Origin of the sequence: Shouchella patagoniensis, assembly GCF_002019705.1 — a bacterium.
In the GTDB taxonomy this organism is placed as follows: domain Bacteria; phylum Bacillota; class Bacilli; order Bacillales; family Bacillaceae_D; genus Shouchella; species Shouchella patagoniensis.
Genome location: NZ_KV917377.1, coordinates 3,674,275 through 3,695,637, shown reverse-complemented (window position 1 = coordinate 3,695,637; position 21,363 = coordinate 3,674,275). Strand labels below are relative to the sequence as shown.

The window sequence follows — 21,363 nt, the reverse complement described above, 5'->3', positions numbered from 1 at the left end:
GACCGATAACGATCCTTGCTTCTTTATTTATTTGAAGGATATAAAAGGACTTTCACGTAGCCTGGATTACCACTAACCATTTTTTTAAATACATCTGGTCCTTCACTTAACGATAATCGATGACTAATCATCGGCTTTACATTAATTAATCCTTTTTCCATATAAGCAATTGTCGATTCCCATTCTTTGCCTGGAAACGGTGCCGAGAGTGCGTTCCATGATCCATAAACCGTTAATTCATTCCGAACGATCTTCTCGAAATAAAATCGTTCAATGTTCACATCGCCATAAGGAATTCCCATATAAACAACTTCTCCACCCTTTTTAGGTAAGGCTAAAACTTGAGCAGAAGTGATTGGAGAACCAGCGGATTCAATTGCCAAATCAACCCCAACATCCTTGGTTAATGTCGAAATCTGCTCATGTGCTGCAGATTCGATAGGGTTAATAATATGGTCAGCCCCCATTGTTCGAGCGATCTCTAGTTTATCTGGATCTATGTCAATCGCATAAATCGTTTGCGCCCCAAAAATTTTAGCCCATTGGATGGCTAGTAAACCTATACTACCACACCCCATAATTGCCACTGAAGCACCAGGCTGTATGTTCGTGCGATAAAAACCATGTGCGACTACAGCAGCTGGCTCAATCAATGCAGCGCAGTCATCATTTACTCCATCAGGAATTGCCAAGAGTTGTTTTTCTGGTAATGTAATGTATTGTGAAAATGCACCGTCACGTTTCGCCCCAATTACATGAAGAGAAGTACAGTGAGAAGGTTCACCTGCCTCACAATAGATACATTTTTCACAATGAAACGTTGGGCAGGCAGCGACTCGCATTCCCGGTGCAAACCCGGTTACCTCACTACCAATTTCTTTAACAACTCCCGCAAATTCATGACCAAATGTTGTTCCACTCACATAAGGTCCAAGCTTTTTAAAACGGGATAAGTCAGAGCCACATATACCAGTGGCCGTAATTTCTATTAATACATCATCGTTATTTTCAATCACAGGGATGGGCGCCTTTTCATGCCTGAGATCTTGAATGCCATATAGCTTTAGTGATTCCACCCGAACTCCTCCTACGATTGTTCGTTTGGTTGTTTCGCTTTCTTCTTAGAGAACAGTGTGAACGCAGCAACACCAACAACAATTGAATTAAAAATCATTTGATGTTCAAAATAAAAGTCTCCAATTCCACGTATTGGACCGAGCATAAAGTCTAAAAATAGATCCGTCATGTTTGCACCTCCACCTAGTAAGAGTGAAGCACCTAAAGGAGCCTCACTCCCTTAATGGCGCTAATTATCCTTCTATCAATGGGGTTAAAAGCACTTTTATTGCTTCCCCGCTTTTAATTGCTTGATACGCTTTCTCCCACTCTGTTATGTCAAATTCATGCGTCACCAATGCTTTTGCATTTACTTTCCCTTCATTCATAAGAGCAAGTGAAGGCTCCCAATCCGCCGGTTTTTGACTTCTACTCCCAACAATACGGATCTCTTTTTGAATAATTTTTTCAAGATCAAATGAAATCTCTGGAGTAGCAAATAAACCTACTTGACTATATTGCCCTTTCTTTCTAAGCAAGTCGAGACCTTGCCTAGCAGCTGGAACCGCGCCAGAACATTCATAGACAATATCTGCGCCATAACCATCTGTTAATTCATCGACGACTTGCTTCAAGTCTTCTTTTTGTGAATTAATTACATAATCAATACCAAGGTCTTTCGCTTTATTAAGACGAACTTGGTCATTCGTTAAGCCAGTAATCAAAACTTTCGCGCCACGACTTTTTGCTACTTGAGCAGTTAGTAAGCCAATTGGACCCGGCCCGATAACAACCGCTAAGTCGCCTTCATTCACTTTTGTTTTTGCAACAGCATGGTGGGTGCAGGCTAGAGGTTCAGTCATTGCTGCAGAACGATAATCTACCTGTTCTGGCAATAAGTGAACACTTTCTTCGCGAGCAATCAAATAATTTGTGAATCCTCCGTCTTGCTGAGTACCAAGTCCTTTTCTATGGTTACAAAGATTATAATCATTCGATTTACAATAGTCGCATTCTCCACAAACATAAAATGTTGTTTCTGATGTTACTCGATCACCCACTTTAAAGGACTCTACTCCCGGGCCCACTTCAACAATTTCACCTGAAAATTCGTGACCAAGTGTTACTGGGACACCTACTTTGTAATGTCCCTCGTACGTATGAATATCAGATCCACAAATTCCTGCGTATTTCACTTTAATTTTAACTTGTTTCTCTGCTGGAACGGGTTCCGGCTTTTGTTGAATTTCCAGATTCCCAAATCCATGAGCTGTTTTGACTAATGCCTTCATTTCCGCTCACTCCAAACTCTTATCTCTTTTCGTTATTTTTAACTGAATAAACCGAATAATCTAACTATAATCCAGTTAACAATATTTCCGCCTTGGTCAATACTTGAAATCATCGCCGAATCTTGTGGCATATTAAAGTTTGCATCTTGAGCCATTTGCGTAAAGATTGGCGCCATATCTGTTGCAACATAAAGTGAAATAGCGATCATAATTGTACCAACAATAACGGAATGAACAATGTTCCCTCTTGCAGCTCCTACAATAAAAGCTACAATAAATGGAATTGTTGCTAAATCACCAAATGGAAGCAAAGCATTTCCTGGCAGCACAACAGCAAGCAATACAGTAATTGGTACTAAAATAAGTGCTGTTGAAATAACCGATGGATGTCCAAGTGCAACTGCAGCATCAAGGCCAATATAAATCTCACGATCACCAAAACGTTTATTTAACCACTCACGAGCTGACTCTGATACTGGCAAGAGTCCTTCCATTAAAATCTTAACCATCCTTGGCATCAGGACCATAACCGCTGCCATAGCAATCCCTATTTCAATGACATCACCTACACTGTACCCAGCTAGTATTCCGATCGTTGCGCCAAGAACAAGTCCGATAAACATGGATTCACCAAGAATACCAAACCTCTTTTCAATTGTTTCAGGGTCTGCATTCCAGTTCTTTACTCCAGGAATTTTTTGCAACCCTTTAACAAGGAATATTCCCGGTGCATAAGAAATGGTACTCCCTGTAGCAATAGATACTCCTGGTAAGTCATAGAATTCACTAACCATTGGCGCTGTCCAGTCCGCAATTTTTAAACAGATTACTTGGAATATAACAGCTGCTAATAAAGATATAACTAAGTTATTTGTAACTGCATAAACCATTGCAGCCGTAAATGTATAATGCCAGAAATTCCAAATATCAACATTCATCGTTTTCGTTGTTTTCGTCATTAACATAATGACGTTAACGGCAAGACCAAGAGGAATAATAAATGCTGCTACAAACGATGCCCAGGCAATGGATGATGACGCTGGCCAGCCAACATCAATGACGTTTAATTCAACCCCTAATCGATCAACCATTCCTTGGGCAGCTGGTCCTAAGTTATTAACAAGCAAGTCAACTACTAAGAAAATACCAACTAATGCAATTCCAATCGTTAAACCGGAACGAAAAGCTTTTCCTCGTTTTTGACCAAATAATAATCCTAGCAAAAAGATGGCAACTGGCAATATGACGGTTGCACCTAAATCTAAGAATCCTTGAATGAAATCAACAAATCCATCCATGTTTGATCCTCCTCTATTCTATTCGTTTTCGGTGTCTTAGATTAAGGCACCGAAAACGATACCATTCTTTTTTACGCTTTGAGTGCTTCTAGAATCTCTTTTTTTGTTTGACCTGTTCCAATACCCGTTAGAAATGAACGTGCATTAATAACAGGGAATGGATACTCGTTTTTTGTCATTGCCGTTGTAACAAGAAGATCTGCTGTATCACGATGAGCTCCTACTTCAGAGATTTTGATTTGAACCAAATCTACTTTCAACCCATTCTCTTTTGCCATTTCTTCAATTGCATTGTTTACCACTGTTGATGTTGCAATTCCAGCTCCACACGCGACTAATACCTTTTTCTTTTTCATGATCAATCTCCTCCTTGAGTGTTTAATCCTAAATTATTATATAAAAGTTCTGTTACTTCTTCTGTTTTCGTTGCATTGACAATGGTCATTAACTTCTTCTCATCTTGAAATAACTGCATTAATTGTTGTAGTAGTGAGAGCTGAGAATGGGCTTCTTCCATTGCTAACATAAATACCACTTTAACTTTTACGCTCTCTGAACTGTCCCCACCCATCACACCAAACGTTACGGGTTCTTTTAATGTGGCAATACTAATTGTTTTTTTCAGTACATGTTCAACATCTGTATGAGGAATTGCTACAGCTACCCCCGCCGTTGGTAAACCAGTTGGATATTCCTTTTCTCTTGCAGTTACCGCTGGTACAAAGCTATCTTTTACCAGTCCTAAAGAAATTAAATTATTCCCCATTACTCGTAGGACTTCTTCCTTTGTGCCCGCTTCTACATTAAGTAGTATTGTCGATTCATTTAATCGCATGGTTCACCTCGTCTCTTTCTTTACTCCTCATCCACTGAATAGAGATCAATTATTTCCATAATCTCTTTATCTGATTGTGCGTGTTGAAGTTTGATTCGGTCATTCTTTGATCCGGCCAATTTAATCAATTGCCTCAACGCCCGGAAATGCTGATGCTTGTCTTTTGCGGCTATGACAAAAATTAACTGGACATATTCTTCTTCAGAGAATTGTACCGGCTCCTCTAACTGGAGCAAACTTATTCCAGACTGGATAACTCCTTCTTCTGGCGCGGCGTGAGGAATTGCCAGGTGAGGACCAATAATGATATAAGGATCACGTTCTTTATTAGCTACAAGGGCTTCAATATATCGTTCTTCTATCATTCCTTGTTCAACAAGTGGCTTGGCCGCTATTGAGAGAGCAGCTTCCCACGATTGCGCTGATTTGATTTGAGTAATTACTTCGGGATAAATAAACGAATTTAAACTGCGTCCTTGTTCACAATCGTGACCGCCCTTGTTATTATCTGATTCTGGAAAAAAATATTGATAAAGCTCTGTACGCAATGCCTCTTCATTTACAATATCTGCATGACCTTTAATCATATCAAGTACATGGTCTAGATTAATTTCAGTCGGTTTATAACCATGCACATCTTGCATTACTTGTTGCTTTAAGCGATATTTTTCTTCTTTTCCTAAGAACGCCTTTGTAATATAAAGTAATTTCGATGTTTCCAACGGCGTTTGTGAAAAAACTAAATCATACGAGAGTTCATAGGATTGAAAATGCCTTACAGATAGGGAATCCAAAAAGATAAATTCCGGAAATATCTCTGTTAATTCTTTAAGCATTAACCGTGAAACTGACACACCCTGTGGACAAACAACGATTGCTTTTATTTTCTTGTCAAGACTCTCACCTTGTCTTGTCATCCATGAGCCAATTAACATCGTCAAATACATCATTTCAGATTCCGGAATTTCTTTACCAAACAGTTTTTCAAGTGGTCCAAGACTTCTTTTTACTAAATGATGCAATTCTCGATATTCAGTGCTAAAAGGATTCTCCACCGTTTCGATTTCTGTTAATTGATATTTGATACGATAATAAGCAGGTTTTGTATGCTGAACAAGTTTTTTTAGCAACAGCTCTCGTTCCTGTAAATAAATACATGCGCTTCTCTCAAATAGTTGAAGCATCGTAGATAAAGCTGGTATTAAGTCAGGCAGAGCTTCATCTTCAGACATTAATTCAGACCAGTGGACGTTTGCCGCTAATAGGTGAAGTGCAACAAATAACCGCTCCTGTTTAGGGACTTCAACCATCTCATGAAAAATATACTCTGTTGCCTGATACTCTTTCGTATCGGATAACTCTTCATACTCAATTGAAAACGGATCAAGCACATAGCCTCTTTCAATTCGTTTCAAAATCAGCATGAAGATATAGGGCATTGCAACTAGCTTCTCATCGGTAAACTGAATCCCAAGCTTCTGTTCCACTCTTTCAATTCGCTTCTGAAAATCACTCACTTCGCTTGCATCAACTACTGTCACTTTTTCAATATGTGACTTCCCCTCATGCATTTGAAGAGCTGATTCGACTAAATGAATTAATAACTTGCGGATTTGCAACTCTTTTCCTTCGAGCAAATACCCTGACCGTCTTGAATAACGTACTATTAACTCAAACGTACTCACAAAAGCTTGCACCTGTTTTAAATCACTTAATACCGTATTTTTGCTATAGCCTAACTCGGAATGAAAATGTAGCAGAGATAACTCTTCCTTGCTCGTGAGCAGCATAAACAAGATAACGTGCACTCGTTGTTCTTCGGTTAAGAAACCTTGAACACTCTTTTGAGCTGGAACTTCTTCTCTTGATAGTTTTGAAAAAACAGATTGATCAACAATGAAACGACCTTGCCTCGTCCGCTCAATTTCGGCTATATCTTCTGATTGGAGCCATTCATTAATTTTTTGAATGGTATATCCTAATTGCCTGCGGGTCAAATTGTATTTCTTTTCAATTGTCCCACTTGTAATCTGGCGGTTACTCGCTATTTCATTGAGTATTTTTTGGCTCCGATCATTCAGTGCCAATGCAATCCCTCCTTTCTATATTTATTGTAGCATCGCTCAAATTCAAAAAGAATGCGCTTTCATCCCAACTTCACGGTCAATGCTTGTACATCATTTTGTTTTACATTTATGATTCCATTTATATCCAACATTACTCCACTCCTTAGACTCATCAAAATAAAAAAGAAAGGCAGATCATACTGCCTTTCTTTCCCTTTGCAGTTTTATTCAAATTCTCGTCAAAAAAGTCATTTATGATGCGCTTCACTTCCGGTTGATAAAACTCAAGCGTTGCGTGACCTGCGCCTTCAATGATATGTAATTGCGCCTCATTCCCTCTTTCTCTTAAGGCATTGTACAAGAGTTCACTCTGGCTTTTGGGGACAACTTTGTCTTGGTCTCCGTGCAAAATAAGAAAAGGTGGTGCATCTTCTGTAATATAAGTAAGAGGATTTGCCGCCTGTGCGAGGTCATGGTGCTCACTAATTCTATTTCCTAGTTTCTTCATTAGTCACCCTTTATACTTCTATTATATTTCCCATACCAGATGCCATATTCTTCACCCTGTTTTACCAGTTCATGTCCAACCTTTCCTTGTTTTAATGCATCTTGCTGAGCGTTTATATCAGCCATTACTATCCACTTGTCATAGGATGGGTGTAAAGGTTGCTGTAAATCTTTTAAAAAGACATATCGAAGTTTTCCTTCATACTTCTCTTTTAATGTCGCAATATGCATCCCCTGAGCAAACTTATCTTTTAGACTTGGAATATTAAAAGGAGCAACAGTCGAACATATAAAGCGGTAAGAGTCCTTACTCCTTATAAGCATGTCCATTAACCACTCACCTAGCTTACGCTGTAAACCATGGCCTCGATATTCTGGTAAGACAACTGTAATTTCCTGATAAATCACGCTTGTCTGTTCCTTTGTTGTTAACCCTATATCCTTACCTAAGTGATCTATATCATCTAGTTGCGGGATAAGAAAGGCTCGAAATGCAACGAGCTTTGTATCCAAAAATGCACCTGCAAACCAACCTGCACCCGCCAAAATATGAATCACTTCTTGTTGATCCAATGTTGATAGTCGTACCTTATCCCTCAATTGACTATACGTTTGTTCCTGAACTTTCATAATGGAGGCTAATTCTTGTAATTCAAGCAGACGAATATGAAATGTGTTATTATTTCTCATTGCCCACCCCTTTCCAGTGCTAATTCTACTAAAAAAGAACATTCTCTGAAAGAAGAAAAAACTTTTCAGATAGAGCCTCTGGTTTACTAAAACAATACCTCATATCGTCACTAAGTACTATAAATCGGTTAATGTTGACTCCATAAAGGCGTACTAGTTCACCTGAAACAATTACATTTTCTCTAAACACTCTTTTAGCATAATTAAATCCTCTGGGTATGACAGTTGCAATTCCTCCAACACTGCCTTTGGTTGCCACTTTGCTTCGATAATTAATTGATCAGGGTCATTCACTTTAATTGTACCGTCTATTAGCTCTACTATGAAATAACGAACTTCTGCTTCTATTTCCAATTCTGGATACACCTGTTTTTTTATCGTCACTAACTGCTTTGCCTTTACAATACAACCAGTCTCTTCTTTCGTTTCACGTTCACAGCATGATTCGAATGTCTCTCCTTCTTCCCTCTCACCTGAAGGGACAGACCACGTTTTCACTTCAGCAGGTTTGCCTTGCAAAACCATTAACAATTGTCCTTGAGGATTAATACAAATGGCTGAAGCTCCATACCACTTTTTCATTCGTATTACCACTTCCGTTTTATCAAAAAACAATGATCGGCATGGTCGAATCCGATTTTTGGATAATACTCCATTGCTTCAGGTGCAGATAACAAAATAAGGCTGCAAGCCTCCCCTATTACTTCCTGAGTTTGTCTGATTAACTCTTTACCAACGCCGTCTTTTTGATATTTCTTATCAACAGCCAAATCTGACAAGTAACAACAGTATACAAAATCTGTAAGTGAACGCGCGACCCCAATAAGCTCTTTCTCTTCCCATGCTGTAATAAGCAAAGGAGCTGTTTGAATCATTTTTTCTAAACGAACCGTATCTTCATAAGGACGATTAATCCCCGATCTCTTAAATAAAAGACCTAACTGCTTTGCTGAAATTGTTTGATCCTTTTTATAAACAATCACGCCTATTCCTCCTTATCTTTTTGCTGCTTATTCCTATATTCTTCTTTTTTATCAAGTCTCTTTAGAAAGAGCACCCGATCTTTACCTACTCCGTCATAATCTTTATGTACGGTTACACCATCAATTTCCTTATCTCCGTTTACTAGTTCAAACCCCATTTTCTTATGATATTCAATAGATGTACGATTAACTGGTGACGTTATACACGTTACGGTGTTTATCCCATCTTCTATGGCTTGATTAAAAAAATGCGTATACATCTTTTTTCCAAGCTGTTGCTTTCGATAATGAGGAGCAACACCCACAAAATGAATATAGGCTTCGTTCGCTTTCGTTTGAGAATAAAATCCAATTAAGAATCCAATTAGTTTATTATTCTGCTCTACAATCAAACTAGTAGATGAAAAATGTGTAAAAAACAATTTCGGCAGCATATCTGCCATCTGGCGCCCGCCCCACCAGTCATTCATAATTGCGCGAACCTGTTTATAATCAGAATCCCTTAGCTGACGTATCTCCATTTACTCATCCTCCAATCTAAGTGAGCCTTCCACTTACATTCACATCTATTTTATCAGATAAATAACAATAGGAAGACGATTATTCTTTTCTATAAAAAAGAGCTCTGGCACCTTATGCCAGAACTCTTATTACTTCATTATTCACAGAAAAGAAATTGATAGATATGATCCTTCATTCCAGGTAATACCTCATGACCAAAGTCAGGAAAGATTTTCATTCGCTTATCACAAGTTAACTTGTTATAGATTGTGAATTGAGTAGATGGGGGACACGACGAATCCATTAAACCTGTCCCCATCATTACTTTTGCCTTAATCCTATTGCTTAAATGTTGAATGTCGATATAACCAAGGGTTTGAAAGAAATGAGCTTCTTGTTGATGCTGTGGATCGTAAATCCGAAAATACTCCTTTAATTCCTTATACGCATCATTTACGCAGTCCATTTCCCAAACTCGCTGATAGTCACTTAAAAAAGGATAAACTGTAGCTACTTTCTCGATTTCGGGTACAAGAGCAGCGCAGACAAGTGCCAAGGCTCCTCCTTGAGACCAACCACTTGTCAAAATGCGAGTTGGGTCAATATCTGGAAAAGACTGTGCGACTCGCGCAAGCTGCACAGTATCAAGAAAGACGCTCCGATAAAAAAGAGCAGAGCTGCCACTTTCAATGCCTCGAATGATATGTCCGCGTAATGTATTTCCTTTAACACCACCGGGATCTTCTGATCGACCAGCTTGCCCTCGAACATCTAAGAAAAACACACTTGCTCCCGCCGCTGCAAATTTTAACATTTCTGTCCATTCGTGCGACTGTCCTCCATAGCCGTGAAACAAGAGGATTGCCTGTCCAGTTGCTTTTGGTTGGATAGGACTTACGTATTTCGCATAAATTCTTGCTCCATTTACACTATTAAAATATAAATGCTGGCATTCCGCATAACTCGTTTGAAAATCTGCTTTCTCAAAAGTCACCTCTGGGTCAATTTGGTCTAGCTCCTGCAGTGCATTCTCCCAATATTGATCAAAGTCTTTTGGTCTTGGATTTCTTCCCCTATAGTTATTTAGCTGAGGTATTGACATATCGAGTAGAGGCATCGCTTTTTACCCCCTCCATTTTCCAGGTCCTATAGAACCCTAATTTTTTTAGAAACAACTTTTCAGCCCAATATTGAAGACTAGATGCTCTCAATCTATTTATATTCATAAACTTATTTTACAAATCAATTTTTCTGCATTCCATGTACGAACAGAGACACTATTTATCCAAAGCATGATTCAACTAACAGAAGAAGGAATTTTGTAACAAAACAAGAACTTCTGAAGAAGGAGGGGAGCAAATGATTGTTCATGATGCTTTAAAGATTGCTCGTGAGTGGGTTAACCGATATGCATGTAAAGAAATATGGTTTAAAGGGGCTTATTTTAGTGGTTCCTCCTTAATAAAAGAAGCCAATAGTGAATTACCCTTATATTCTGATATCGATATTATGGTTGTTACTTCTGAGAAAGCTCCCTCATTAAAATTAGGGAAGTTCCTTTATAAAGATGTCTTGCTTGAAGTTTCTTACTTACCAGTTAATCTCTTTTCATCGTCAGAAGTTATTTTAAGTAACTACCATTTAGCTTATAGCTTTCACCATACAGAAATTATTTCAGACCCAGACCATAAGTTAAAGCCTTTACAACAACTTGTTTCACAAAACTTTTCTCAGTATCAATGGGTCTATAAACGCTGTCTCGACGCAAAGGAAAAAGCAATAAATGGTCTTAAACAAATTCCTACGGATCTACCTTACCACGAGCAAGTCATGAGTTGGCTTTTTCCGACTGGTGTTACCACACATATGTACCTAACAGCTGCCCTACAAAACCCAACGGTCCGCCTTCGTTACTACGCTGTAAGAAAAATGCTCACGCACTACAACAAATCGCCCATCTACGAACAATTATTGCACCAGATCGGTTGTCGGAACTTGTCTGCTGAAAAAGTAGCTCACCACCTAAAAGAGCTAGCAATGACCTTTGATTTAACTACACAAGTAGCAAAAACGCCATTCTTCTTCTCAAGTGATATAACGAAACAAGCTCGCCCCATCTCCATTGATGGAAGTCAATCTTTAATCAGCCAAGGTTTTCATCGCGAGAGTGTTTTTTGGCTTCTTGCTACCTTTTGTCGCTGTCATATTATTTTGAACGTGGATGCTCCAACGTTGCATCAAGATCGCTTTTACGCTTTTGAAGCCCTACTTTCCGATATTGGTATTCTCTCAAGTTCTGACTTATATTCACGGGCTGAAGCGACTCTATTAGAAATGCCTAATATGTGGAGCGGTGTTCTAACAATCTTGCAACAAAACTCTACTATTATACACTCAAGTTAGCGTTGATTTTTGCGATATTGAGTCGGCGACAAACCTGTCCACCTTTTAAACTGCCTACTAAAATGAGCAGAATCATAATACCCAACTTGTTCGCCGACGTATTCAATCGTTAAACTTGATTCCAGCAAAAGCGCTTTTGCATGGTTGATTTTCTTTAAGGAAAGATATTTTCTTGGGGACATATGGTATACTTGCTTAAATAATTTATTACAATAAGATGGGCTTATGTTTAACTCTTTAGCGATTGTTTCAATCGTCCATGACTGTTCATTTAATAGCCTGTTTTCAAATGAACTAGCCATCTTATCTTCCATTTTCTTTGCAATCTTATAAGCGAGTTCAATTGTCCGCCCTGATAGATGCTGTTGTTTGGTTTCCGTTAACGCCACAACGAGTACGGATAACATTTCAATAAGAGCCGCCTGCATTCGCAATTTATAGGTGAGACCTCGCTCGCCTTGTTTTATCATTTGAATGATTCGCTCTAAATAAGGCATTAATTTAGCCATAACTTCACTATCAGTTGCGAATAACGTTTTTTCCGTTTCATTTAAATAAGGCAAAAAGAGTTTGTCATCAATATTAAAATGAATACAGGCATACGTGAAACCTAATTGATTAACGGCTTTACTCCCATGAGACTCTCCTGGTCTAATTAAAATTAAATCCCCTTTCCTTTGTTCTAAAAGTTGATCGCCTAGCGTAAAATGCTGTTCTCCTTCTATCAAAAAATTCATTTCATAGATTGGATGCGCATGTAGAGGGTAGGTCCAGTTCCCATTCACTTGCCGAATGTGCATACCGAAAACTTCAAATTCTGTTTTCATGTACGGATACATAAATTCTTCGATAGTGAAGTTTCTTGTTAAGTCATGTTGATTATGAGAATCTTTTTCTTTAAACGTAAACTCCATTTCTGCCGCCCCCTGTTCTTAACGATCATCTTAATAATATGCTACCATGACAATCGATTAGAGTAAAAAAAGACATGCGCTCTAAAGCGACATGTCCTTCTTTGAGTCTGTTTTTGCAAAGTAGTGCAAGATAGAAAACATGAGGATGGTAGCACCTAACACATTAATTAAGTCAATGAGAGCTCCAAAGATAAGCATAGAGCACTCAAAAACCGGACGTTAAAATGAAAATAAGAACAAAGCATGCAGTGTGGAACCAAGCTAGCTTATCGTTTCCTTAAATTTTTTTGCCGCAAAAATTGGCTGTTCAGCTTTCACTATTCCACTTCCGACAATCAAAATGTCAGGGGCATCCTGCATAATAGTTGGCAACTGTTCAAAAGTCACACCACCAGCTACAGCTACTCTAAAATGAAATCCTTCAATTAATTGAAAAGTTGTAGAGGTAAGTCCTTTATTTTTTTGCTGGTCTTTGCCAATGTGTAAGCCAACATAGCTTGCTCCAAGCTGTCTTAACTCCATCAGCCTGCTTTTTTGCACACCAAGTAAGTCTATCATCATTTCTTTTCCCATTTCATTTGCTGTTTGAATGGTCTCACGCACTGTCGCATCGGGAGCAAAAGCCATCACAGTAGTAATATCTGCACCTGCCGCAAATGCTTGCTTCGCTTCATGCTTACCAGCATCACAAATTTTCATATCTGCGAGCAAGCTGTGATTGGGGAAGACTTCCCGCATTTCACGCACAATCTCCATGCCATATTCTTTAATAACCCCTGTGCCAATTTCAATAATATCAACATATTTTTTTGTTTCATCAGCCAGTTGAAAACATTGATCCCAATCAAGCCGATCTAAGGCAAGCTGAAGCTTCATCGTTCTAACTCCTTCCTAGTTAACGTTCAATACGTTCAAGCTCACCCATTTGCGCACGTACTTCTTCTAAATAAGGCAGCCCCTCATTATCACCAACAACTCGAACAACCATTGAGCCTATTGTGTTAGCAAAAGCAAGCATTCGCTCAAGTCCCCAACCTTGCAAATAGCCGTAAAGCACGCCAGCATCAAACCCATCACCAGCTCCAACCGTATCAGCGACCTTATCGACAGGCACTGCATTCGCTTGAACTGTTTCGCCTTTATAATAACCGATTGACCCGTGCTCTCCTTGTTTAATAACAACAAGCTCAATGCCTAGTTCTGCTGTTCGTTTTAGAACATCTTCTGGATCCTTGGTTCCCAATATCATTTCCATTTCCTCATCACCTGCGAGTAATAGGTCCACATCTTTTAACAGCGGGTACAGAGCACGACGAGCATCTTCTTTGTCCCAAAGTCTTAGACGAATATTTGGATCAAACGATATTTTAACGTCATGTTCTTTAGCTAATTGAATCGCACGCTTCGTCACGTCCATATTCGTTGCAGAAACAGCAGGGAATACTCCAGTAAGATGCAAAATTTTAGCTTGCTGAAAAAAATGCGGGTCTAGATCTTCTGGCAACAATGTCTCCGTCGGAGAAGGGGACCGATAATAAAAAGTACGCCCAGCCCCATTTGCCATAATCTCTTTAAAATTGAGGGATGTTGCATAACCATCAACACGTTTCACTTCATTCGTATCAATGCCTTCGCCTCGAGCAAAGTTCTTTATGTGCTGACCAAATTCATCCCTACCTAACCTGCTAATCCAACCCGATGTTAATCCAAGTCGGGCACAACCAATCGCTACGTTTAATTCCGCACCTCCAACCCGACGTTCAAAGGATTGGACGAATTTCATTGGTCCCGTTGTACTAGGGCTAAATGAAATCATTGCATCACCTATTGTAATGACATCATTCATTTTCCAATTCCTCCAACATATATTGGCGGACTCCATTTTTTCCTGCAACGAAGACCCTATTTGCCATCTTTACAAACAAACCTGTATCAACAACTCCTACTAACTGCTTCAACGCCTGATGTAATTCATCTGGTTTAGAAATGATCCCAAAATCACAGTCAACTATAAAATTTCCGTTATTTGAAACAAATGGATCATCCCCCTCCATCCGTAACGCAGGTAAAGCCCCTAGTTCTTTTATTCGATCTACAGTTGATTTCCAACCAAACGGAACAACTTCCACGGGCAGAGTAAAAGCGCCCAATTTGTCTACTACCTTACGTTCATCAACCATAATTATTAGCTCTTTTGCTGCTTTTGCAACAATCTTTTCCCTTACAAGGGAACCCCCACCGCCCTTTAATAAGTCCAATCTCTCATCCACTTCATCAGCGCCATCAAAAGCCAAATCAAGTTGTTCGCCTTGTGAGAGTTCAATCAATTCGATCCCTAATTCTACTGCATGTGCTTCTGTTGCATTCGATGCGGGCACCACTTGAACGTTTAAACCATTAGCAACTTTTTCTCCAAGTACTTGAATAAATTCATTTACTGTCGAACCAGAGCCAAGTCCTATTTTCATTCCGTCTTGTACATATTTAACTGCCTCTAATGCAGCAACCCGCTTTAAATTTGCCATTGTAAACCCCCTATTCTAAATTGGCATGTCTAGCCCGCATCGCATCCTGTTGTTTATCTGTTAATTTTACGATAATTGAATCAAGCAACAAATGAACACTTTGATCAAACTGATTGCCTAATGGCTGAATGGTAACTGGTTCATGCTGTTTCCTCTGTTTTGTCGCAGCCGGAATGAACAATATTGACTTACACAACTCCCCCATTTTACTGTCCGGATTTGCGGTAACTAAAGAAACCTGAGCCCCTGCCTTGATTGCCTTATGAACTAGATCCGATGGCGCATTACCAGTTGCTGAACCAGATATAAGCACAAGCAAGTCCCCTTCCTTAATGCTTGGTGTAATGGTTTCGCCTAACGCAAATACGATATAGTTCGCGTGCATTAGACGCATAGCAATCGCTTTACCCATAAGTCCAGATCGTCCATCTCCACTTATAAAAATCCGATTTGCTTCCGTTAACGCTTTTGCAAATGCCGAAAGTTCATGCTCATTTACTTGATCTAACACAGTCCTCACTTCTTCAATACAAAGGAGCGCCGTTTTTTTATATGTATCCATTTCAACACCTCCATTCCATCTTATTCTAAAAATCCTGGCAACCATAACGCCAAACTAGGTACAAATGCAACGATAATAATCGTTACAATGATAACTGCAACATACGGTAATAACGCGACAATTGAACGACTTACCGTAAGGTTAGCAATTGAACTTGCTAGTAGCATGCATAGACCATATGGTGGTGTAATCATTCCAACCGCGAGACACATAACAATAACGATCCCAAAATGGACTGGATCAACACCAAGTGCTTGTGAGGCTGGCAGGACAATTGGAACAAATAAAATCATCGCGGGTATTGCATCTAAAAACATACCCACAAATAGAAACAGTAAGATGACTGCTAATAAGAATAACCCAATACTCGAGAATGTACTTTCAAAGAAACCAGCGATCATATCTGGAACGCGGTAATAGCTGAATAAACGTCCAAGGGCACTAGCTGTCGCAAGTGCAAACAATGTTAGAGAACTAAGCTTAATCGTATCAAATAAAATATCAGGCAAATCTTTTAATTTAATTGTCCGATACACGAACATGGCTAAAATGAGGGCATACATGCAAGCAATAATAGCAGCTTCCGTTGGAGTAACAAAACCACCAATGATGCCTCCAAGAATAATAACAGGTGTCAAAAGAGGCGGCACACATTTTAAAAATTGACGTCCAATTTCTTTTATACTTACTCTCGTGTGACGAGGGTAATTCTGTCTGCGAGAAACAAAACCAACGAGCGCCATCATCGCTACCCCCATTAATAAACCAGGAATAACACCGCCCAAAAACATTTGTCCAACCGATACGCTTGTCACACTGCCATACACAACCATTGGAATACTTGGAGGGATTAACATTCCCATGGTTGATGAGGCAGCGGTTGTGCCAACGGCTGTTCCTTTCGAATAACCTTCTTTTACCATGCTTGGTATTAATATCTTACCTACACCTGCTGTATCAGCCTGTGCCGAACCTGAAATGCCTCCAAAAAACATGGAAACAACAATATTCGCATGCGCCAAACCACCTCGAATATGCCCGACCATGGAAACGGCCAATTTAATTAACCGCTCAGAAATTTGTCCTTGATTCATAATATTTGCTGCAAGAATAAAGAGTGGAACCGCTAACAAAATAAATGATTCAAGTCCTGTGAACATACTCTGTACGACCACTTGCATTGGCAACGAATCAAGCAGCCAAATACCTATAAATGCAACAATTCCTAATGTAAATGCAATTGGAACACCTAAAAATAAGAGTCCGATAAAAAGAGCAACAAGAATTACGCCAGTCAAAGTGCTTTCCCCCTTTTATCCGTTCTATACGACCTAATATCATCAACTGCATTCCCAATCGAAAACAATAATATGCCAAGACCGGACACAGGTAACGCTAACCATAAAAAGCCTTGTTGAAGTTCTGGCAATGTGTTAACCGTCCAATCCCAGAATAGTTGAACGAGTTTCGCACCATTGATGACCATCATTAATCCAAATGCACCTATTAATACATGGCTGATCATTTTAACGCCCAATAAAGAAAACCCTTCCATTTTATCAAATAGAAAATCAATTTTAAAATGTTCCTGCTGATTTACCATCACTGCTGCTCCTAAAAAAACGGTCCAGATAAACGCATAGGTCGCTACTTCAGCTGCCCATAAAATCGTTATATTTGGTACATAACGCGAAAGAAGCTGCAAAAAGATGCAAGCCACAAAACCAACAAAAAAAACAGTAGCTACGCGCATAAAGACGTATTCGATTCCATTTAATAACGTTTTCATTTTGATTTCTCCTCTCTAATCACTTAAATGACGGATTGCTTCAAGCAAATCTTTTGCTTCTAAATGAAGGGCTGCCTCTTCACGAATGGGTTCTGTTTGTTCAATAAATGGTGTTGTATCAATTTCATTTACTATGGCTCCTTCTTCCTCAAGACGTGTCAAAGACTGTTCTGCAAGTTCTTTATCCGCTTCCCGCGCGGCTTCCGTTGCGATTTCCGCAGCCGCGTAAATCGCTGCTTGTTCATCTTCTGAAAAACGTTCCATGACAATATCCGATGTTAAGAAGAAGCGAGTCGTAAAATCGTGTTCCGTTAAAGTAAGGTAAGGCGTTACCTCATGGTGGCTTGATTGATAAATGTTTGTAAAATCATTCTCCGAAGCATCAACAACTCGGTTTTGCAATGCTTGATACATCTCATCCCATGCGACACTAGTTGGAATTGCTCCAAGTGCTGACCAACTATCTTGAATCGCTGGAGAATCTTGAGTGCGAATACTGACGTTACGTAAATCAGCCACCTCATTAACTGGTTCTGCACCATAATAATTTCGAACTCCAGCTGTCCAATACCCCAGTACTTGCAAATTGGTACCTTGTTCAATCATATTGCTCATCTCTATACCAATTTCCCCATCTACAACACGTTCCCAGTGGTCATAACTTGTGAATAAATAAGGTAGTGAAAACAAATCAACCTCTCTTAATACTTGGGTCATGAAACCAGGAGAAACAACTGCCATATCAACTCCACCTGTTGCGATACTTTGCAAAAGAGCATCTTCATTTCCACCAAGAGAGCCGTTCGTATGAATTTCTGCAGTTACCGTGCCCCCAGTTTCTTCTTCAACAGCATTTTTGAAAGCCTCAAAACCAACAGCATATGGACTGTTTGCATCAAGTTGCGTTGCTAAAATCAATTTCTGAGGATCGCCTGGATCACTCTCAGACACCACTTTAGTATTCGAGCATCCGCTAATGATTAGTGCCAACGTTCCAACTATAAGTACATTCTTTTTTTTCACATCGATGTCCCCTTTCCTTAAAACGAACTACGTCTGTTTAGTGTTGGTTCAAATCGGTAAATTGCGGCTTTTTGCTTGAGGCCACCTTTATTAATCTCAGACAAAAGAAGTTCTGCAGCCTTATGTCCCATCGCAAAGGTTGGTTGAGCAACCGTTGTTAATGGGGGATTTAAAAATTCAGCAAAATCAACTTCATCAATCCCAATCAGTGCAAGGTTTTCCGGAATGTTAATCTCCTTTTCATTTACGAAGCGAAGCACTTCATTCAACACTAAATCATTTCCTGCAATCACCGCATCGATCGGTTGTTCAAGAGTTAGCATCTCTATTAATGCTTGTTTGACCCCTGTGATAGGCACAGCTTCAACCCGCGATCCATTTTCTTCAAGACATAATTCTGTTAGTGCTTTTTCAAAAGCCACCTTTCGTTCCAAACGTGGGGTAATATCTTCTGAAATAGGAGGAAGAATCATTCCTATCCTTTTATAATTTCTTTCGACCAATGCATCTACAGCAAGTCGAACCGTTTTCTCATTATCTGATAAGACTGTATTAACTGGTACATCGGCAAGGATTCGATCTAAAAACACGAGCGGGTACGCTTGTTCAATCAATTCATTAAACAGTTCCGCATTCGCACTTGTCGGTAGTACAATCATGCCATCTACTTGCTTAGCTCGTAACATTTCTACATAGCGTTTTTCTTTTTCTGGATCATCGTCAGCATTACAAACAATGACATGGACGTCATGTTTATGGCATGTGTCTTCTATCGCTCGAATCACCTCTGTAGAAAATGCATGTAGGATATTGGCGACAATAACGCCTATCGTTTGGGTCTTCTTCTGGCGTAAGCTCCTTGCTACCCCATTTGGACTATAACCTAGCTCTTTAATTGCAGAGGAGATTCGCTCTTTTGTATCTCCGCTCATATAGTTGTAACGTTTATTTAAATATTGCGATACTGTACTTTTTGAAACCCCCGCTTTTTTCGCCACATCCAACATTGTTATTCCAGCCATCGTTACTCCTCCACATACATACTAAACCGATTTAGAATATAAAAAAACGTTTACTAAATCGGTTTATCTACTTGCATTATAGTTTAGGTGTAAGCGCTTTTTCAATAGAGATAATCGTATTCCTAAAATTCTATTTTCTCTATTCATTTAGTTTTCTCTTTTTCTAACCATTCTCTTCTTAACAAGCGAAGATGCTTCATTTATTTCTAGTACATAGCTTATTGTTATAAGGCCCAATACATCGATTTAATTATAAATGATACCGCATCTAAGTCTTTTTCGAAAATTACTTTGACAGATAGAGTAATTGAAGATATGATTACTCTATCAGATAGTACTCATGCAGATAGAGTACTTTTTAGTCGGAGGTGACTCATATTCGCAGTGACATTTTAAGAGGTCATGTCGACTCCATTATCTTAAGCTTAATTGCTGAAAAAGATAGTTATGGCTATGAAATTTCAAAAGAAATTGGAATTCGTACCAATGGCATGTTTGAAATTAAAGAAGGTACACTTTATGCCGTTTTTCAACGCTTAGAGAAAAAGGCATTCATTAGCTCTTTTTATGGGGAACGTTCACATGGAGGTAAAAGGAAATACTATACGATTACAACACAAGGAAAAGCATATTTGCATACCACGGCTTCTGAATGGCAGGAACTAAAAACGATACTTGAAATTTTTTTGGGGGAGATCAGCGAATGAAAACGATCGAATCGCATGTAAACCATTTGTTTCGTAACGTGCCTCAATCACGTCAAACCGAATCGATAAAAGAAGAAATAATTGAAAATCTAGAAGAAAAAGTCCAAGACTTAATAACAGCAGGCAAAAAGGAAGAAGATGCAATCAATAAAGCAATTGTTGACTTTGGTGACATTGATGAGATTAAAGCGGAATTTTCACCTCAACCAAATCATATTCACCCTTCATCAGCAACAAATTTGCGCTTAAATCTTTGGTATTCATTATGGGGTAGCGCACTCGTTATCGGTCTTTTTCTTTTTATTAATATTTACTACACACCTGATACAATATGGTTTGTTTATCCGACCTTCGCCATTTTATGGTGGCCATTATCGATGTTTTTTTACTGGCGTCGAAAAAAAGGAAACGCGTAATGAAAGTAGAGTATCATGCCTTTCCATTCACCCTCGTATTAATAGTCATCCTTTTACTAATTAATTTTCTAACCACTCCTAGTGAGTGGTGGGCTCTTTACCCTACTTTATTTTTATTGCTTGGTCCTTTATCGCTTCTTTTGAACAAAAAAGGTGGCTACATTTTATACTCACTGACAATGTCTGGTGCCATTATTGCGATATTGTTTATCATTAATATGATCGAATCACCTAATTACTTTTGGTTCATGTACGCTTGGTTTCCTATCATCTGGTGGCCATTATCTGCAATCGCTGGAAGAACTGCTACCAAGCCCTTTTTTGCTACGGTAGCGGCCTTATCGATCATTGCATACTACACCATATTAAATATGTATATGGAACCCGGGTTTCCTTGGGCGATTTTCCCTACTTTTGCTGTACTTTGGTGGCCCTTATCAGTTACTTATGCAAAGAAGCATTTCTTATTCTCAATTCTTGGAACAACACTCTTGTCAACTTTTTTGATTGTACTTAATGTACTAACAACACCAGAAACACCTTGGTCACTTTACCCAATCTTTGCCGTTCTTTGGTGGCCATTATCAATCAAATTTGGACCAAAACCATTTGCTTTTTCCATTATTGCCACAGTGCTTTTTTCCTTGTTTTTTATTACGATCAACGTTTTAACTTCTCCTCATACCGTTTGGGCGGTTTATCCGATTTTCGCCATCCTTTGGTGGCCACTATCCATGTACTTTTTTTACTATAAAAAGAAAGCTGCTCAATAAA

Annotated in this window: 26 protein-coding genes; 4 read left to right on the top strand and 22 right to left on the bottom strand. The window is 39.1% G+C overall.

The annotated features are described in order from the left end of the window. Positions 1 to 23 precede the first annotated feature (23 nt). The 13 genes from BK584_RS19185 to BK584_RS19130 form a co-directional block, all read right to left on the bottom strand. Positions 24 to 1,076: a galactitol-1-phosphate 5-dehydrogenase gene (locus tag BK584_RS19185; protein ID WP_078394072.1), complete on the bottom strand. Its 1,053-nt coding sequence runs from the start codon at positions 1,074 to 1,076 to the stop codon at positions 24 to 26. A gap of 11 nt (positions 1,077 to 1,087) precedes the next feature. Next, on the bottom strand, positions 1,088 to 1,246 hold the full coding sequence (locus tag BK584_RS24760) for a hypothetical protein (RefSeq protein WP_169871397.1): 159 nt from the start codon (positions 1,244 to 1,246) through the stop codon (positions 1,088 to 1,090). 64 nt (positions 1,247 to 1,310) lie between these two features. Next, positions 1,311 to 2,348: a zinc-binding dehydrogenase gene (locus BK584_RS19180; protein ID WP_078394071.1), complete on the bottom strand. Its 1,038-nt coding sequence runs from the start codon at positions 2,346 to 2,348 to the stop codon at positions 1,311 to 1,313. Positions 2,349 to 2,386: 38 nt separating this feature from the next. Beyond that, positions 2,387 to 3,646, bottom strand: a complete 1,260-nt coding sequence (locus BK584_RS19175; RefSeq protein ID WP_078394070.1) for a galactitol-specific PTS transporter subunit IIC — start codon at positions 3,644 to 3,646, stop codon at positions 2,387 to 2,389. A 71-nt stretch (positions 3,647 to 3,717) separates the two neighbouring features. Next, positions 3,718 to 4,002: a PTS sugar transporter subunit IIB gene (locus tag BK584_RS19170; RefSeq protein ID WP_078394069.1), complete on the bottom strand. Its 285-nt coding sequence runs from the start codon at positions 4,000 to 4,002 to the stop codon at positions 3,718 to 3,720. Between the two features lie 2 nt (positions 4,003 to 4,004). Further along, the gene (locus BK584_RS19165) at positions 4,005 to 4,481 is read right to left on the bottom strand and encodes a PTS sugar transporter subunit IIA (RefSeq protein WP_078394068.1); all 477 of its coding nucleotides are present in this window, start codon (positions 4,479 to 4,481) and stop codon (positions 4,005 to 4,007) included. A gap of 20 nt (positions 4,482 to 4,501) precedes the next feature. Continuing rightward, on the bottom strand, positions 4,502 to 6,568 hold the full coding sequence (locus BK584_RS19160) for a BglG family transcription antiterminator (protein WP_078394067.1): 2,067 nt from the start codon (positions 6,566 to 6,568) through the stop codon (positions 4,502 to 4,504). A 151-nt stretch (positions 6,569 to 6,719) separates the two neighbouring features. Continuing rightward, positions 6,720 to 7,055, bottom strand: a complete 336-nt coding sequence (locus BK584_RS19155) for an alpha/beta hydrolase family protein (RefSeq protein ID WP_078394066.1) — start codon at positions 7,053 to 7,055, stop codon at positions 6,720 to 6,722. Then, positions 7,055 to 7,744 carry a GNAT family N-acetyltransferase gene (locus BK584_RS19150; RefSeq protein WP_078394065.1) on the bottom strand — a complete coding sequence of 230 codons (690 nt, stop codon included), beginning with the start codon at positions 7,742 to 7,744 and terminating at the stop codon, positions 7,055 to 7,057. Before BK584_RS19150 ends, BK584_RS19155 begins: the two co-directional genes overlap by 1 nt. A gap of 171 nt (positions 7,745 to 7,915) precedes the next feature. Continuing rightward, the gene (locus tag BK584_RS19145; RefSeq protein WP_078394064.1) at positions 7,916 to 8,326 is read right to left on the bottom strand and encodes an NUDIX hydrolase; all 411 of its coding nucleotides are present in this window, start codon (positions 8,324 to 8,326) and stop codon (positions 7,916 to 7,918) included. A 5-nt stretch (positions 8,327 to 8,331) separates the two neighbouring features. Then, a complete protein-coding gene (locus tag BK584_RS19140) occupies positions 8,332 to 8,727 on the bottom strand; it encodes a GNAT family N-acetyltransferase (protein ID WP_078394063.1) in 396 nt (131 codons plus the stop codon). Between the two features lie 2 nt (positions 8,728 to 8,729). Then, positions 8,730 to 9,248 carry a GNAT family N-acetyltransferase gene (locus BK584_RS19135; protein WP_078394062.1) on the bottom strand — a complete coding sequence of 173 codons (519 nt, stop codon included), beginning with the start codon at positions 9,246 to 9,248 and terminating at the stop codon, positions 8,730 to 8,732. Positions 9,249 to 9,385: 137 nt separating this feature from the next. Continuing rightward, positions 9,386 to 10,345, bottom strand: a complete 960-nt coding sequence (locus BK584_RS19130) for an alpha/beta fold hydrolase (RefSeq protein ID WP_078394061.1) — start codon at positions 10,343 to 10,345, stop codon at positions 9,386 to 9,388. A 242-nt stretch (positions 10,346 to 10,587) separates the two neighbouring features. Between BK584_RS19130 and BK584_RS19125 the strand changes: the two genes are divergently transcribed. Further along, positions 10,588 to 11,631, top strand: a complete 1,044-nt coding sequence (locus tag BK584_RS19125) for a hypothetical protein (RefSeq protein ID WP_078394060.1) — start codon at positions 10,588 to 10,590, stop codon at positions 11,629 to 11,631. Here the strand turns inward: BK584_RS19125 and BK584_RS19120 are convergent. The 9 genes from BK584_RS19120 to BK584_RS19080 form a co-directional block, all read right to left on the bottom strand. Beyond that, positions 11,628 to 12,545, bottom strand: coding sequence for an AraC family transcriptional regulator (locus BK584_RS19120; RefSeq protein ID WP_078394059.1), 918 nt, complete (start codon positions 12,543 to 12,545; stop codon positions 11,628 to 11,630). The two genes, BK584_RS19125 and BK584_RS19120, sit on opposite strands and share 4 nt — an antisense overlap. Positions 12,546 to 12,806: 261 nt before the next feature. Beyond that, on the bottom strand, positions 12,807 to 13,421 hold the full coding sequence (gene hxlA / locus BK584_RS19115) for a 3-hexulose-6-phosphate synthase (protein WP_078394058.1): 615 nt from the start codon (positions 13,419 to 13,421) through the stop codon (positions 12,807 to 12,809). 19 nt (positions 13,422 to 13,440) lie between these two features. After that, the gene (locus BK584_RS19110; RefSeq protein ID WP_078394057.1) at positions 13,441 to 14,391 is read right to left on the bottom strand and encodes a sugar kinase; all 951 of its coding nucleotides are present in this window, start codon (positions 14,389 to 14,391) and stop codon (positions 13,441 to 13,443) included. Continuing rightward, positions 14,384 to 15,070, bottom strand: coding sequence for a ribose-5-phosphate isomerase RpiA (gene rpiA, locus BK584_RS19105; protein ID WP_078394056.1), 687 nt, complete (start codon positions 15,068 to 15,070; stop codon positions 14,384 to 14,386). Before rpiA ends, BK584_RS19110 begins: the two co-directional genes overlap by 8 nt. A gap of 10 nt (positions 15,071 to 15,080) precedes the next feature. Further along, positions 15,081 to 15,632: a 6-phospho-3-hexuloisomerase gene (gene hxlB, locus BK584_RS19100; protein WP_078394055.1), complete on the bottom strand. Its 552-nt coding sequence runs from the start codon at positions 15,630 to 15,632 to the stop codon at positions 15,081 to 15,083. Positions 15,633 to 15,652: 20 nt separating this feature from the next. Further along, on the bottom strand, positions 15,653 to 16,930 hold the full coding sequence (locus BK584_RS19095) for a TRAP transporter large permease (protein WP_078394054.1): 1,278 nt from the start codon (positions 16,928 to 16,930) through the stop codon (positions 15,653 to 15,655). Beyond that, the gene (locus tag BK584_RS19090; RefSeq protein ID WP_078394053.1) at positions 16,927 to 17,421 is read right to left on the bottom strand and encodes a TRAP transporter small permease; all 495 of its coding nucleotides are present in this window, start codon (positions 17,419 to 17,421) and stop codon (positions 16,927 to 16,929) included. Before BK584_RS19090 ends, BK584_RS19095 begins: the two co-directional genes overlap by 4 nt. 15 nt (positions 17,422 to 17,436) lie before the next feature. Then, positions 17,437 to 18,444: a TRAP transporter substrate-binding protein gene (locus BK584_RS19085; protein WP_169871395.1), complete on the bottom strand. Its 1,008-nt coding sequence runs from the start codon at positions 18,442 to 18,444 to the stop codon at positions 17,437 to 17,439. Positions 18,445 to 18,461: 17 nt separating this feature from the next. After that, entirely contained in the window at positions 18,462 to 19,466 is a 1,005-nt protein-coding gene (locus BK584_RS19080; protein WP_078394051.1) for a substrate-binding domain-containing protein, read from the bottom strand. 377 nt (positions 19,467 to 19,843) lie between these two features. Between BK584_RS19080 and BK584_RS19075 the strand changes: the two genes are divergently transcribed. The 3 genes from BK584_RS19075 to BK584_RS19065 are packed head-to-tail and all read left to right on the top strand — an operon-like array spanning position 19,844 to position 21,362. Next, a complete protein-coding gene (locus tag BK584_RS19075; protein WP_078395745.1) occupies positions 19,844 to 20,173 on the top strand; it encodes a PadR family transcriptional regulator in 330 nt (109 codons plus the stop codon). Continuing rightward, the gene (locus tag BK584_RS19070) at positions 20,170 to 20,589 is read left to right on the top strand and encodes a permease prefix domain 1-containing protein (protein ID WP_078394050.1); all 420 of its coding nucleotides are present in this window, start codon (positions 20,170 to 20,172) and stop codon (positions 20,587 to 20,589) included. The genes BK584_RS19075 and BK584_RS19070 overlap by 4 nt, the downstream gene beginning before the upstream one ends. Beyond that, the gene (locus tag BK584_RS19065) at positions 20,589 to 21,362 is read left to right on the top strand and encodes a hypothetical protein (protein WP_078394049.1); all 774 of its coding nucleotides are present in this window, start codon (positions 20,589 to 20,591) and stop codon (positions 21,360 to 21,362) included. Before BK584_RS19070 ends, BK584_RS19065 begins: the two co-directional genes overlap by 1 nt. The last annotated feature ends 1 nt before the right edge of the window (position 21,363 follow it).

Coding starts and splice junctions, on each gene's coding strand:
- BK584_RS19080 (WP_078394051.1), bottom strand. CDS start 19,466: ATGGCTGGAATAACAATGTTGGATGTGGCGAAAAAAGCGGGGGTTTCA.
- hxlA (WP_078394058.1), bottom strand. CDS start 13,421: ATGAAGCTTCAGCTTGCCTTAGATCGGCTTGATTGGGATCAATGTTTT.
- BK584_RS19120 (WP_078394059.1), bottom strand. CDS start 12,545: ATGGAGTTTACGTTTAAAGAAAAAGATTCTCATAATCAACATGACTTA.
- BK584_RS19170 (WP_078394069.1), bottom strand. CDS start 4,002: ATGAAAAAGAAAAAGGTATTAGTCGCGTGTGGAGCTGGAATTGCAACA.
- BK584_RS19125 (WP_078394060.1), top strand. CDS start 10,588: ATGATTGTTCATGATGCTTTAAAGATTGCTCGTGAGTGGGTTAACCGA.
- BK584_RS19090 (WP_078394053.1), bottom strand. CDS start 17,421: ATGAAAACGTTATTAAATGGAATCGAATACGTCTTTATGCGCGTAGCT.
- BK584_RS19070 (WP_078394050.1), top strand. CDS start 20,170: ATGAAAACGATCGAATCGCATGTAAACCATTTGTTTCGTAACGTGCCT.
- rpiA (WP_078394056.1), bottom strand. CDS start 15,070: ATGGCAAATTTAAAGCGGGTTGCTGCATTAGAGGCAGTTAAATATGTA.
- BK584_RS19180 (WP_078394071.1), bottom strand. CDS start 2,348: ATGAAGGCATTAGTCAAAACAGCTCATGGATTTGGGAATCTGGAAATT.
- BK584_RS24760 (WP_169871397.1), bottom strand. CDS start 1,246: ATGACGGATCTATTTTTAGACTTTATGCTCGGTCCAATACGTGGAATT.
- BK584_RS19145 (WP_078394064.1), bottom strand. CDS start 8,326: ATGAAAAAGTGGTATGGAGCTTCAGCCATTTGTATTAATCCTCAAGGA.
- BK584_RS19150 (WP_078394065.1), bottom strand. CDS start 7,744: ATGAGAAATAATAACACATTTCATATTCGTCTGCTTGAATTACAAGAA.
- BK584_RS19065 (WP_078394049.1), top strand. CDS start 20,589: ATGAAAGTAGAGTATCATGCCTTTCCATTCACCCTCGTATTAATAGTC.
- BK584_RS19135 (WP_078394062.1), bottom strand. CDS start 9,248: ATGGAGATACGTCAGCTAAGGGATTCTGATTATAAACAGGTTCGCGCA.
- BK584_RS19175 (WP_078394070.1), bottom strand. CDS start 3,646: ATGGATGGATTTGTTGATTTCATTCAAGGATTCTTAGATTTAGGTGCA.
- BK584_RS19165 (WP_078394068.1), bottom strand. CDS start 4,481: ATGCGATTAAATGAATCGACAATACTACTTAATGTAGAAGCGGGCACA.
- BK584_RS19110 (WP_078394057.1), bottom strand. CDS start 14,391: ATGAATGATGTCATTACAATAGGTGATGCAATGATTTCATTTAGCCCT.
- BK584_RS19130 (WP_078394061.1), bottom strand. CDS start 10,345: ATGCCTCTACTCGATATGTCAATACCTCAGCTAAATAACTATAGGGGA.
- hxlB (WP_078394055.1), bottom strand. CDS start 15,632: ATGGATACATATAAAAAAACGGCGCTCCTTTGTATTGAAGAAGTGAGG.
- BK584_RS19155 (WP_078394066.1), bottom strand. CDS start 7,055: ATGAAGAAACTAGGAAATAGAATTAGTGAGCACCATGACCTCGCACAG.